Below are 13190 nucleotides of genomic sequence, written 5' to 3' on the forward strand. Positions count from 1 at the left end.
AAACAGCCTCGCTGAAGCTGTTTTCTGAGATAAGTTTATAAAGTATTGATTTACAATCCAACAGATTAGGCAAGCCAACTTAATCAAGAAAAAGAAAGCTTATTTCAAATGGATTGATGTAATCCAAAATGCCTTCTCATGAAACAGACATAAATAAGACTTAACAAAAGGATGGTACATAGCAGATACCAGTAGCCTGAATCCAAACACATTATATATCCTACGATTATGATAGCCTGCACTGCCATGTAAATAGAAGAAACCATTACATGAGGAATCTTCAGCTCATTCGCCATAATCTGATACATATGCTTGCGATGCGGCAAGCCGATATTCTCGTGAAGCATCAGGCGATGAATGATAGTCAGAACACTATCTACACCGTAAACGGATAAAAGGACTATCCAGCTGAAATCTTCCGTTTCAATCACGAGCCTGCCTATCAGGAAAAGAAGGATGAAGGCAATGCTCACCGACCCCACATCACCCGCAAAGCACTTGGCCCGTTTGCGGAAGTTGAAGAAACAGAAGACTAGAACGGAGCAGATAACGGTATAGATGAAATCCGCTTCCACAAAAGCCACCACCTCCTTATTGACATAAGCCAAAGCAGCAAGAATAACCAGAGAATAACCGCCGGTTATGCCGTTAATCCCGTCCATAAAGTTGTAGGCATTGATGATGCCCGTACAGACTATCAAGGCTATGACTATCCACCACCACGACAAGGAGAAAAGTCCCCACTGATAAAACATCAACGCCATGGCGGAGAAATGAAAAAGCAGCCTTGTCATCTGCCCCGTGGATCTTATATCGTCCACGAAGCTGATGAACGTAACCAGTGTCAAGGCAAGCAGGAAAAAGGGATATTCAAAACCACTTGTCAGGAAACAGGCCAACGCCCCGAAATAGAAGATAATCCCACCGCCGCGTAAAGTCACTTTCGTATGGGAACTCCGTTCATTGGGCTTGTCGATGATATTGCACCTGTCAGCCACCTTAAAATAAAAAAGTTCTGCCAAAAACAGCAGAACCAAAACCATTAAATAATACATCATCCGTTTTTGATTATCCAGTAAAACCAGAGCTGAACACATGTAAATCCTAAAGATACAATACCCAGCCCTATCAATAAGACACCTAAATATACATTCATTCTATATTGAAGTTTTCCAACACATTGGTCGGCTTCCATCCCAATTCACGCATGGCTTTTTTGTTACTGAAAGTAAGCGATTCTGTGATTTTCTTCAGTTTCAAAGAATTGATAGGCGCTCTCTTCCCTAAGCAGTCCCCTACCAAAGCCATACACTTAGCCACCCAATAAGGTATTGAGAATGGTATTCTTTTATTCAGCTGTTTGCAAATAACCGCTTCCAACTCTCTGAAAGAAGGATGGTAACTGTCACACACATTGTAGATGCCTCCCTTTTCTGCCAACAGAGGAACCAACTTTGCAATATCCTGCACCATCAATATACTCTTTCGTGCCCGACCGCCAGCAATGCTGAGGTATTTCCCACTACGGATACCATGAATCATGCTCCCCAAATTTCCCGGAGGGTTGAGACCGGCAATCAAGGAAGGACGGATTATGCCTAAAATAACATTATGTTCGTAACACCACTTTTGCAGATACTCCTCCGCAAGACGCTTACTCATGGCGTATGGTGTGTCTCCATTCAAAGGATGGTCTTCCGTAATTTCTTCTCCATACTCGCAACCATACACGGCCACTGTAGAAATAAAGATAAAAGCCCGGGGAAAACCTTTTCTTTCCAATGCCGCACAAAGATTCTTTGTACCCTGTAAATTCACATCAAAAAACACCTGTTTTTCCGCCTCTGTTCTGGGCACGGAATGCGCTTTTCCAGCTGCATGAAGAACTATATCATACCGCTCACGCAGCTCTGGTACTTCTTGTGCGATATTCACGGTATAGTCATCCTGTGGCAACAGCCCTACAGTGGTAACTTCGTACATAGCTTCCAAAAGAGGACGCACGTTGTTACCCAAGAACCCGGAGGCCCCTGTGAATAAAAGTTTCATGAATAATCAAGTAGAAAAAATTAATTCAAAAGAAAAGTAATATTAAAACGCTGTTCCGGAGTCATAACAAAATTACTTCCTTTACTACATTTTCGTAAAAATATGTAATAGACAAGAACAGATTACTTCAAGCTTGTATATGCCAATTTTGTTTTTTTATTTATGCCACGTCGTTCCTTATCAAAAAACCATCCCCATTTATTCAGATAATAAATAGCCGCCTTTACGTGTATCCAAAACAAGCGCAAGCTTTTATGTGACCCTTTTTCAAAAGCATGAGTAATAGTCACTTTCGGATAATACATCGTTCTGTGTTTCTGATAAATACGGCGATTCAAATCCGTATCTTCGCCATACATGAATATTCCTTCATCAAACACTCCAACTTCTTCAATAACAGACTTACGGAGAAACATGAAACATCCGGACAAATAAGGAACATTCATTTCACTTTCATAATCAGCAAAACGCATTTCAAATTTATCATTTATCCTCTTTTTTATGCTTTTAAAAGGAATAAACATGCGCCCTATCCAATCCATAGGTGTAGGCAATAGTTTACACAAATATTGTAAATCCCCATTAGGATAGATAATTTTAGGCATCACATTTCCTACATCAGGATTGTTTTCCATATAATCATAAAGTTTTTCCAAAGTTCCAGGAGCAAAAGAAACATCAGGATTTAACACCAAATGATATTTGCCCATTTTTTCAGGCTGTCTCATAATAAAATTGTGCCCAGCTCCAAATCCATTATTGGAATTCATAAAAATATATTCAAGACGAGAGTCTTGTGGGAATATTTCTCTGAGCTTATTTGTAGAAGAATTATCTATTATATATAAAGAAGTCAATAATTGAGATTCTAACACACAAGAAACAACTCTGAGCAATAAATTCTTATCATTTTCATACACGACAATGGAAACTGAAACTTCATGTTTTCTTTTTAATATGTCCATAAGCTCATAACAAAATATTAATCAACAATTGAATTATATAAATTCAGATATTTCTTTGCCATAATTTCACCTGTAAAATGATTCATCACATACGAATAAATACTATCCTTATAGTATTTATACTTACTCAAAATGATATTAACTGCTTCACTTAACGAATCAATGTTTTCTAAATCAAAAAAAACGACTTGATTTTCATTAAATATTTCATGAAAAATTGGAATATTAGAACAAATAACAGGAACACCAACCATCGCAGCCTCAATCATGGCTAGTCCAAAACCTTCATTACGACTTGGCATAACATATATATCAATGTGTTGCAAGTAATTATATGGGGAGTGAAGATATGGAAGAAACAATATTTGTTCATTAACATTATAGCGTCTTGCTAACAACTGCAATGCATGCTTTTCTTTGCCATTACCAATAATTACTATTCCTAAATCTTTTCTCATTCTTGCTAACTCTATTAGTTGATCTATGCCCTTACCTCTATTTATTGCAGCATAAGTCCCCAATAGTGTATAACCATGCTGCTTTAACTTCCAAATTTTTTCTACATACAATTGGTTAGCCAATTGAGGATTATATTCAATGTCAATTCCATTATGAATAACTAAAGAATTCTCAAAAGAATACAGATTCTTTATTGTATTAGAAATAAAGATTTTCCTATCAAATTTTTTTATATATTTTATCCATAAAGGAGTGAAACAAACCGATATGATACAATTATAATTATACCTCAAATTTCTAAATATATCTTGATGTATTGTTGTTACTATTTTGGCTTTTCTTATTCTATGCTTCCAATGATAAACATATTTATCTGGACGATACATATTTGAGTGAATAATATCAAAAGAATCAAAATCAATAGGGGAATTATTAACGATTTTATAGACAGGACAATTAAAATCCATTGCTTCCGATTCATCAAAATAATACACTGACATTTCTACTCCATTATAGCACAAATGCTTAATTATAGTATTAACAACAATAGTAGGTCCCAAATTTTGAAGCGATGGGACAATAAATGCAACTTTCATCCTTTCAAATTCAATGATATACGACGAACAAAAACGAAAAAAGCCAATATAATCCAAACTACAATCATACTTTTAGTTGCAATCAAAATGCCATTTCTCAAAAATGTAAACATTAACGAACAACAAATAAAAGTATATAACACTTTTATCGAGGTATTAGAAGATTTTTTAACAAGATTATAAAGATAAGACAGAAAGCCTCCTACTAAAAAGAAAAAGAAAGGAAACAACATTCCAAAATATAAAATGACAGATGCCTCTCCATTGATTCCACCAAATGGACTCAGATTATACTCACTTACCACTCTATCAAAAAAAAGATATTCATTTTTCTCTGGAAAAACAATTCGAGGTATTACAAAAAGAAAGGTGTCTGTTACATAAGTAAACATTGGAGCAAAAGAAAGATGCCATCCCATCATTATTTCTTTCATCAATGGTACATGTACACCACATGATTCATATTGAATTAATAAAAAAATCATTCCTAATATATCCACATTTTCAAACGATGCCCCATGCCTTAAAAAGAAAACTAAGCATAGGCCTAATAAAACCACCGTTCCACCTAATAAAATAAATCCAATTTTTTTTCTAGTCAAACCATCAATATACACCATTTTATATAATAAAAAGAAAATAAGTGGAATAGTAAACATACGAGAACCTCTAAGTAAAGTTACAAAAATCATTACCAACAAAAGCAACTTACTTTTATTGTAACTATTTTGATAATTTAAATACAAATAGAGAAAAAAGAAGAAAAAAACATCACAAAGCATCGTATATACATTCTGAGATTCAAATCCTGCCCCAAAAGATTCAATATAGTCTGATGAAAAAGTACCAGCTCGGAACATTTTAAAAAGCATTACAAGACCAAGGCATATAAAACCATATATTACATTTTTTTGCCAAAAGTTTAGTGGTAATGAAGATGAGGAATTGCTAATTAAATCTTGGGAGATACTTGATACTCTTACACGTTTTATCGAATCATGAGTCAACTTACTTCCTAATAAAAAGCTAACAGTAGCTATTGCATATATAGATAACAAAGTCCAAGCTGTATGGCTATATTCTGCCAAAATATTATCATTTACATAAGTATATTCCTCATTGATATTATAAAATAAAGTCAAAATAACAGGAATGCCATACGAAAATGTCAATAGCAGAAAAAAAAATGTATGTGGGGCAACTCTTACTTTCATCACTTGAACTTTCTCAAAAAGACTATTAAATCACGAATAAGATTGCCGAGGTCAATATTTGTACGATATACTCTAAGCATCATTATTCTCCAAAAAGGCATTAATGAACAAGCTACTTTATCTTGCAAACACACAATATTTACTAAATTATGAATTTCATTATAAGAATAATTTCCTCCATAACGCAAATATGTAAAATATTCCTTCATTATAAAATAATTTAGACAATGGATAAAATTTTCATTTTCATAGTATTGTTGTCTTTTATAATATTCAATCGTTCTATTTATAAAATCAATTCTTGATTCTAAAGCCATTTGAGAAGGACTATGAGTTACAGAAGATGAATGTTGCAAATAGGCATAAACAACATGAGGCAAAATAACAACCCTTTCAGCTTCATTTATTAATTGTAACGTCACATACGCATCTTCCCCCATCATCAATGCATTTTGATGTATTACATTCTTAAATAAATCTTTTGAAAACAATTTTGCGCACAAAGAAAAAGGAAGTTTCTCATTTAAAAGCATAGATGCCAATTCCACAGAAGAACTCTTCACACTAAAATCCATAAGTTGGTTATATGTCAAACGACCTTTCTTAGAAATGTTTACAAAACTTGCAATCGAGACATCAGCATTATACTTGATTACACCATTATAAAGAGTTTCAACAGCATCATTCATCAAATAGTCATCTGCATCAACAAACATAATCCAACTTCCTGTCGAAAGCTCTATCCCCCTTTTACGAGCTATCACTACTCCCTGATTTATCTGTGTCACAAATTTTAAACGATGTTCTTTTTGAGTATATCTCATCAATACATCCTCTGACGCATCTTTACTACCATCATTCACCGCAATTACTTCAATATTCTCATAGCTCTGAGCAAAGCAACTATCCAAGCATTTCTGAAGATATTTTTCAACATTATACACTGGGATTATAATAGAGACCAACGGTTTTGTCATCGGCAAATTTTATTTATTAATTCATTAAAAAGGATATAACACTCTAAAATTAAAACATCCCTAATCTTCAATTGCTCTTTTTAATCATATTTTCCAACTCAACAAATGCATCCAATCTTGTTTTATAACAAATAACAATATACGTTACAGGGCAAACAATTAGAGAAATTACAATAGAAAGCAGTGAATTGCTAATATAACAACTAAAGAATAAAGCTTCACACATAATAAGTAATGCAAGCAATAAATAAGGCAACAATTCTTTCAATTGCATTTTAAAACCATAGTTTAAAAGTTTTTTTGTGTAATAAGTGTTCATATATAAAGCTATAAATGAATAAACCACTAGCCCTATACAAATAACCACTAAATTAAAAAACAGCGATATTGCCAAGATTATAAAAGCAATACTTTTTTTCACTATTTCTAATTTCAATACCAAGTCTGAACGTCCCTTCACATTCAACAAATTCAGATTCACTGTTACAACACAATTCCACAAATATGAAAAACATAGGATTTGCAACAGTAAAACACAATCTATCCAAGTCTCAGTCAACAATAATAATATCAATGGCTTAGCTATGCCACATAGTCCCAAAATTAGAGGAAAAACTATTAAAGCAGACATTTGTATATATTTCTTATATACATTAATCAAACGCTCATCGTCATTTTGTATCTGACTTAATATCGGAAAAGAAACTCTTGACAATATGCCTGCAATATTCGAACTCGTAAACTGGGCAAACTGATCTGCTCTTGAATAAAGTCCTAAACTAAACGTAGAAAATTTCTTTCCTATAACCAATGTATAAAGATTAGTATATACATTGCTGATTAATGAAGCAATCAGCAATTTAGAGCCAAAAGAAAATAGTTTATTAAAAGAACTGAGTGAAAAGATCCAAGAAGGAAACCATTTTACATAATAAAAACTCAAGAAAACATTCACCAAAGATGAAATAAACATTTGGATAACCAAAGCCCAAACTCCTAATCCTTTCCAAGCACATAAAGCTCCAATAAGCCCTGAAATACAAGCTGCTCCAAAAGAAATTTTAGACTGAGTCTTAAAATCAAGTGCTATTACAAGTTTTACTTTATTCACAGCAGCTAAAGAATTTATTACTAAGGTTATAGAATAAACTCTCGTAATAGCGATCAACAACGGCTGATTATAAAATGAAGCAATAAGAGGCGCTCCACAAAACAACAAAAAATAGCAAAAAAAACTGATAGCAAGATTAATATAGAAAACAGTAGAAAAATCGACTTCATCTCTATCTTGCCTCTGAATAAGAGCCGTTGAGAAACCACCATCAATGAATACTTGAGAAATCGAAATGAATATGGCCAACATCCCTATTAATCCATATTCATCAGGAGACAACAAGCGAGCTATAATAATTCCTAATACAAACTGAACAATTTGTACTGAGAAACGCTCAATAAAACTCCAAACAACCCCATGTACAGTTTGTGATTTCAAACTCACACTCAAATCCTCCCCAAAGATTTTAAAAGGTCATCTATTGTATTATCTGCAACTTGTTTTCCATTAGGAGGCAAAAGATATTCCTGATAAAACTTCTGACGCATAGACAACATCACATCTTGTCCATCAAGTACAATATCTTTTATGAAATTAATAATATCGTCTTGGCATTTTCCTATATAATGAGCCTCAATTGCCTTCCTACCAAATTGTGATAAAGTGTCTGTATAAGCCTGCTTGTCTTGAAGCACATACATTACAGGTTTTAAAGAATAGTGATATTCCACAGCAAAAGATCCACAATCGTGTATCATCGCATCAGAAGTCATAAAAAGATCCTTAAACTCATCTTCATCCAATTGGGTGTTTTCCAATGTATGCCAAGTTGAATAATATGCATCCGCTCTTTCTTTTCCCCATTCCGGATGCAAATATAATTCCGTCAACAAACGAGGATGTGGTTTGAACGCCAATTGTAAACAGTCAGAATAACGAAACGCAATGTCCAACATTAAATCTGCCATCCACAAAAAATTAGAATGGCACACAAAACTACGTTCTTGAGAAATAGTAAAATGAGGTGCCCAGATAAGGCGCTTCTTCTTGCTCTTCTGCGGTTTCCAGACATCAATAGGCGGTTCATTCAAAAATATATCCGCATTGGGATACCCCACAACAACCACATTTCTACCACGATTAAAAGACAATTGTATTGCATCCTGCCGATGTAATTCTGTCGAATAATATAATTTCCACGCAAAATTATGGAAAGCCATATTATACGACCATTCCCCCAAGACAGTCCAAAAGGCATATGGATAATAGCATAATAATTTATCATAAAAATTAGCACTATCATATTCCGGTCTAAACAAGCTCTTGTACGGTTGAGGGTAAAAAAGAATATCCGGCCTCAAATCCTTACGAATATCAATACACCTTTCTGATGCAAAATCATAATCTATATAACAAACTCCATGTTTCTTAAAATAATCTCTTAATACTTGGATATCTTTTCTTTGTTGTTCATCTGTAAACGATATGCAAGGAGCTAATACTATATATACACGAAAATGACGATTTTGCATCATTCTTTCATAAAGAGACTGATAACGCCACATTGAAAGACACATTGCAAAAAAAACAACTGTAACTTGATTCTCCTTTTGTAAACGACGCACGCAAACTTCATGCCTATATTCCATGATTCGTCCAAAGAGGATATAACATTGCTTTTTACAGCAAAAACGAAGCTTTTCCCAAAAACACCCCAGTTTCATATCCTCAAAATCTCTCACGTACTAAGATTGGTTGTCCCTCAATACAATCAGCTTCAGGTTTCAAACAGAAAGATATCATATCTGCAACCACATCAGGCTGCATTATTGAACGAGGATTTTCATCCGGAGCCAATATTTTTCTTAACGGAGTAGCAGTTCTTCCCGGAGCGATAACAAAAACTTTTATATTATACTCAGCCAACTCTTCAGCAATTGCCGATGAAAAATTAATTACACCACTTTTAGCAGCAGCATACGCACTCCATCCCGGTCTTGGGGTAAGCCCAGCTGTAGATGCAATATTTACAATTTTACCACCTGTTTTTTTCATTAACAATCCCATATATTTTACACATAAGAAAGTTCCTGTCAGATTTATAGAAATCGTCTTTTCCCAGTTCTCTAAGGTTGTAGAAAAAATTGGCTCCGGGTCAACATAACCTGCACAATTAATCAAAGCATCAATATGTCCGAATTTCTCATTAATAAAACACAATAAATCCTTTACTGATTCTTCGGAACTTACATCTACATTTTTGCAAACAGATTGTTCCGACAATACCGATAAGACAGCTTGATTACACTCAATAGTACGGCTTGTCCAAACAACAATATTGCCTTCTTGCTGCAACTTCAAAGCAGTTTGATATCCAATACCAGAGCTGGCACCTGTAATCACTATTACTTTTTTACCCATCTTTACTTTATAAATTTAAAAGTCTATTGACCATTTCAATGTCTAATTGCGTAGTTATCTTTATATTAGATTCCCGACCTTTCACTAATTTTACCACATAACCATAATGAAAAGCCATCATTCCATCTTCTGTTGCCTGATAATTATCAGCTATAGCCTTCTCATGCACATCTTTCAAAACTGAAGTTTTAAATAATTGAGGTAATTGAACATTATGCAAAAACGAACGATTCAATTCTCCAGTCATGACATCTGTTCCTTGTACTACCGTAAACTTAACAGGAATAGTAGGTATTATTGCATCTGCCATTTCCGTATTCAATATTTCAGCCACAAACTCTTTAGATATAAGAGGGCGAGCTGCTTCATGAATCAATACTCTATCAGTTTTTACATAACTCATTGCCTTAGACACAGATTCTTGTCTGGTTTCTCCACCAATAGAATAAACCACATTAGGTATATGATACATATCAATATATTTCTTATATACATCTAAACAATCAGGATTGCAAGTAATTATCAATTGATCAATTTCTGGTATTGCAGAAAAGATTTCCAATGAATAGATAAAAATAGGTTTTCCCTTAATTTTCATAAATTGTTTGGGATACCCTAATCTAGTACGTGTGCCATTACCAGCAGCTAATAAAATTACATCCATAATTTACATTTTATATAAGAGTTGTTAGAAAATCATAGTTTTTCAACATTCTTTCTATACAATCTACACCAAATACACATACGCACTTTATCTAAGAAAATAGCAAGAAAAAAAACAAATAGTATAAACAATGTAACATGTAATAGAAAGGAACATGTTGATAGATTATGAAACCATTCAAAAATAAGACCATCATAAGTTGCCGCACCAAAACGATTAGAATGCAACAAATAAACAGCAAAACAAGAACATGCAATCCAATTCACAAACCGACTTTTCAACTGGATTTTCGTAAAAAATAAAAAGAAATATATTGCAGAAATTATCACCAAAGGTGAAGTATAATTATACAAATGACCTACCAATGAGATATTACAATAAACAAGTATCAAAACTACAAATGTGGTAAACAATGCAATTATAATATATATCATCAAATCCCAATAATATGCCAACCTCCAAATTGGTGAAGGATATAATCGTATATAACGTGCCAACATATACAATCCTATAAATGAAATTGATGAATATCCTGTCTGAAAAAAAGCTGCACCATTAGGAGAAATCCACGCATAAACTGTCTGAAACAGATAAAAAGATATCAGAAATATTTGAACTTGTTTCTTTGAAGCATTTTCAATAAAAGAATTAATAACGGGAGCAAATAAATATAATCCCATATAGGCTTTAACGAACCAATAGTCCCATTGTTTCAATAGCAATATGCTTGCCCCCCCCGACAATGTCAGACATTCTTCCGGATTAACCAACGAATACACGACAAAAAGAAAGATTGAAAAGAAAAATACTTGAAACAAGAATTCCCAAAGTCTATCCAATTTAAATTTAATACCATACCAACCTGAAAGTAAAACAAAAACATTAACACTTATAATAGAGAAGCTTTCCGTTAAAAAACGAAAGCTAGAAGAAAACGGATTCGTTTGTACTTCTTCAAAAACAGGTATACCCAATGCTCTAAAATCTGCATGTACTACCATGACCAAAAGCATTGCTATAATGCGCAATAACTCCATATTAGAATCACGAACATGCTCATTTTTCACTACATTTATCACTTTCAATATATTTAAACTTGCAAGTATTCAATTTACGAATGAGGTTCCAAAAAGTATTTTTTATTTATTAACCTTAAAACAAGTGCTTATTATTTGCTTTCTACTCTAAACAAATCACTATACTACCAAATAATCATTGTAAAGACAGATAGACCGTTCTGGAAAAGAAACAAAATGAATACTTACATGAAGATTTTCATTCCACTTCCTCCCACGGATAAGGATTCTCCATCACATTCTGAAACTCATCAACAGCCTCCTGCTGTTCGGCAGTCAGCAATGGAGCATCCCAAGAGGCAATGATGGAACGGGCTTCCTCAGCCAAAGGCTCATCGAAAACCTCACCATAGCAGGCAGTGAGCAGACGGAGCTTCAGCAAAGATGCGGGAAGAGTATCCAGAACATCCCAACAACGGTTCAGAACCTCCTGCACATGCTGCTGTTTCTCACCGTGGTCGACAAACGAGGCACTGTAACCCATTAAAAGAGCGAGACATACATTGGCTTGTTCCTCCACTGTAGTGCCCCAAGTGCCGGAATTATATAAAGTTGTAGCCAAACGATAAACTTCACCATTACGACGCGACAAGTCATCACTATAAATAGGACTCCCGTCCATACCCAAATACATCAGATCGTGCGCAGCACGCTGAAGGAGGAGTGCTTCTTCTAAAAGAGACATGAGTAGTAATTAAAAATTATAAATTATAAATTAAAGATTAGCGGATTACTTCGATAAGGTCCGGATGGATAGTGGCCATGGCAAGAGCAATGACACCTTGTATCTCTATAACCACACGGCGGTCACGTGCCCCCTTTACTTTCAGAAAAATACCCTCCTGACCTGCAAAGTCACCACCCGTAATACGGACTCTAGTTCCTTTCGACAGATTCAACTCTTCGGGCTGGAAATAAAGCAAATGGTCGTTATAGGTTCCGGCAACGGCGATGAAGCGCTGCATCTCATGGTCGGGAATAATTATCTTATGACCACTGCGGGTATCGGTGATATATTGCAGGTAAGTAATTTGAGACTTTACACGCTGTACGTCGGAAGGACGTGCATGGACAAAGACCAGATTACGGATGACGGGAACCAAAGCACGGACTTTCTTACCCTTACGGATGCTTACCTTATATTGCATGGGGACAAAACAGCCGAGGTTCTCCTTCTCGAGAAGATGCACCGCATCAAGCTCCCTGCGGTATGTGGCACGCATGGCATGCCAGACTTCAACCTCGTTATCCGTTTCCATTTTCGTTATTTTGTTCACAAAAGAGTGTTCCTCTGGGGCTTTGAACCCTCGATATATACCTGGTATCCAACCATTTGCGAGCACCTTATGTAAAATACAGCAAGCATTGTGCCCTTCTTGCCAACAGTTTTTTTGCAGTTCGTCATTACCTTCCGGTAAAAAACTATAAACGAACGGATTACAAGAAAAAAGCGTTTTTTAAACGTTCGTTTTTTGAACGTCAAATTTTAGGAAATGAAATAGGGAATCAGTTAACAAAAGGATATGGAAATTTTAAATATTAAACAGGATGCTTAATATGTTGTATTACTGCATATTAAACCGAGCAGCAAAAGGTTTCCTAAAATATTTTTATTAAACATTTTGAGGATATGAAAAACAGTCTTATCTTTGCGTCCATTAAACGAACGTTTAAAAAACGCTTCCGGCCCAAAGTCATTTCCATTTATATATCAA

Annotated in this window: 13 protein-coding genes; all 13 read right to left on the minus strand. The window is 34.6% G+C overall.

All coding sequences use genetic code 11. From position 1 onward, the window contains the following. Nucleotides 1–104 precede the first annotated feature (104 nt). On the minus strand, nucleotides 105–1055 hold the full coding sequence (locus tag E5355_RS18050; RefSeq protein WP_136011441.1) for an MraY family glycosyltransferase: 951 nt from the start codon (nucleotides 1053–1055) through the stop codon (nucleotides 105–107). Between the two features lie 97 nt (nucleotides 1056–1152). Continuing rightward, complete coding sequence (locus E5355_RS18055; RefSeq protein WP_136011429.1) at nucleotides 1153–2049, minus strand: NAD-dependent epimerase/dehydratase family protein; 897 nt, start codon at nucleotides 2047–2049, stop codon at nucleotides 1153–1155. A gap of 122 nt (nucleotides 2050–2171) precedes the next feature. Then, a complete protein-coding gene (locus E5355_RS18060; protein ID WP_136011430.1) occupies nucleotides 2172–3014 on the minus strand; it encodes a glycosyltransferase family 2 protein in 843 nt (280 codons plus the stop codon). A 17-nt stretch (nucleotides 3015–3031) separates the two neighbouring features. After that, nucleotides 3032–4069, minus strand: coding sequence for a glycosyltransferase family 4 protein (locus tag E5355_RS18065; protein WP_136011431.1), 1038 nt, complete (start codon nucleotides 4067–4069; stop codon nucleotides 3032–3034). Further along, nucleotides 4066–5283: a hypothetical protein gene (locus E5355_RS18070; protein ID WP_136011432.1), complete on the minus strand. Its 1218-nt coding sequence runs from the start codon at nucleotides 5281–5283 to the stop codon at nucleotides 4066–4068. Before E5355_RS18070 ends, E5355_RS18065 begins: the two co-directional genes overlap by 4 nt. Next, on the minus strand, nucleotides 5283–6260 hold the full coding sequence (locus tag E5355_RS18075) for a glycosyltransferase family 2 protein (RefSeq protein WP_136011433.1): 978 nt from the start codon (nucleotides 6258–6260) through the stop codon (nucleotides 5283–5285). Before E5355_RS18075 ends, E5355_RS18070 begins: the two co-directional genes overlap by 1 nt. Before the next feature lie 67 nt (nucleotides 6261–6327). Then, nucleotides 6328–7758 (minus strand): lipopolysaccharide biosynthesis protein, encoded by a 1431-nt coding sequence (locus E5355_RS18080; protein ID WP_246866995.1) that lies wholly within the window; start codon nucleotides 7756–7758, stop codon nucleotides 6328–6330. Between the two features lie 2 nt (nucleotides 7759–7760). Beyond that, on the minus strand, nucleotides 7761–9056 hold the full coding sequence (locus tag E5355_RS18085) for a CDP-glycerol glycerophosphotransferase family protein (protein WP_136011435.1): 1296 nt from the start codon (nucleotides 9054–9056) through the stop codon (nucleotides 7761–7763). After that, nucleotides 9043–9735, minus strand: a complete 693-nt coding sequence (locus E5355_RS18090; protein ID WP_136011436.1) for an SDR family NAD(P)-dependent oxidoreductase — start codon at nucleotides 9733–9735, stop codon at nucleotides 9043–9045. Before E5355_RS18090 ends, E5355_RS18085 begins: the two co-directional genes overlap by 14 nt. Nucleotides 9736–9742: 7 nt before the next feature. Continuing rightward, nucleotides 9743–10399, minus strand: coding sequence for a 2-C-methyl-D-erythritol 4-phosphate cytidylyltransferase (gene ispD / locus E5355_RS18095; protein WP_136011437.1), 657 nt, complete (start codon nucleotides 10397–10399; stop codon nucleotides 9743–9745). A gap of 32 nt (nucleotides 10400–10431) precedes the next feature. Continuing rightward, nucleotides 10432–11478 carry an acyltransferase gene (locus E5355_RS18100; RefSeq protein ID WP_136011438.1) on the minus strand — a complete coding sequence of 349 codons (1047 nt, stop codon included), beginning with the start codon at nucleotides 11476–11478 and terminating at the stop codon, nucleotides 10432–10434. Between the two features lie 196 nt (nucleotides 11479–11674). Beyond that, nucleotides 11675–12160: a UpxZ family transcription anti-terminator antagonist gene (locus tag E5355_RS18105; RefSeq protein ID WP_136011439.1), complete on the minus strand. Its 486-nt coding sequence runs from the start codon at nucleotides 12158–12160 to the stop codon at nucleotides 11675–11677. A 37-nt stretch (nucleotides 12161–12197) separates the two neighbouring features. Next, the gene (locus tag E5355_RS18110; protein WP_136011440.1) at nucleotides 12198–12734 is read right to left on the minus strand and encodes a UpxY family transcription antiterminator; all 537 of its coding nucleotides are present in this window, start codon (nucleotides 12732–12734) and stop codon (nucleotides 12198–12200) included. Nucleotides 12735–13190 lie beyond the last annotated feature (456 nt).

The organism is Bacteroides muris (ex Afrizal et al. 2022) (assembly GCF_004793475.1).
Taxonomy (GTDB): Bacteria; Bacteroidota; Bacteroidia; order Bacteroidales; family Bacteroidaceae; genus Bacteroides; species Bacteroides muris.